Source organism: Vagococcus sp. WN89Y (assembly GCF_052220145.1).
GTDB lineage: Bacteria > Pseudomonadota > Gammaproteobacteria > Enterobacterales > Enterobacteriaceae > Kosakonia.
The window spans coordinates 1-644 of the sequence record NZ_JBQPOM010000038.1 but is presented as its reverse complement, the minus strand read 5'-3'; the positions used below and the strand labels follow the sequence as shown (position 1 = coordinate 644).

The following is a 644-nucleotide window of genomic DNA, read 5'->3' as shown; positions in this document are numbered from 1 at the left end:
TGGACTGCACCCCAAAAGTTGGACACCCAACTGACTGAGGTGCAGTTTTTTATGAGTAGTCGTAAATTTTCACTTGAGCTACGGCTTGCTGCCGTACAACATTATCTTTCCGGTAAAGATGGTTTTCGTGAGGCTGCCACACATTTTGGTGTCGGGCGGACGGCCCTGCGCAGATGGGTTGCCGCTTATGAGCTTCATGGTCCTGATGGATTGAGCCGGAAGACCGGTCAATTTTTGCCTGAATTCAGGCTCAATGTTGTTATCGCTGTCATCAGAGATAAACTCTCGCTTCGTGAAGCTACTGCAAAATTTAATATCTCCGGTGAAAGTACCGTTTATCAATGGGTTAAATGTTATCAGACAGACGGGATTGATGCGCTTCTCAACCTCAGACAGGGAAGGAAAAAGTTGGAAAAAGATATTACCCCCCCTTCTGTCACTACCGATATTCCGGCAGAGCAACTGACGGAAGAGCAGAAGCTGGCTGAAATCCGCTTTCTGCGTGCGCAGGTAGATTATCTAAAAAAGCTCCGGGCCTTAGCTCAGGAAAAAATAACCGACAAAAAGCGCAGGTAATTTCTGAACTGAGGCAAAAACACGATCTGAACGATCTGCTGAGAGCCGCTGGAATGGCCCGTAGCACG

General features: G+C 47.7%; 1 protein-coding gene. It reads left to right on the top strand.

What is annotated here, in order from left to right; all coding sequences use genetic code 11:
• Nucleotides 1–576, top strand: a 576-nt coding sequence (locus ACTU3N_RS14645; protein ID WP_443086873.1) for a helix-turn-helix domain-containing protein, incomplete at its 5' end; no start/stop codon positions are given.
• Nucleotides 577–644 lie beyond the last annotated feature (68 nt).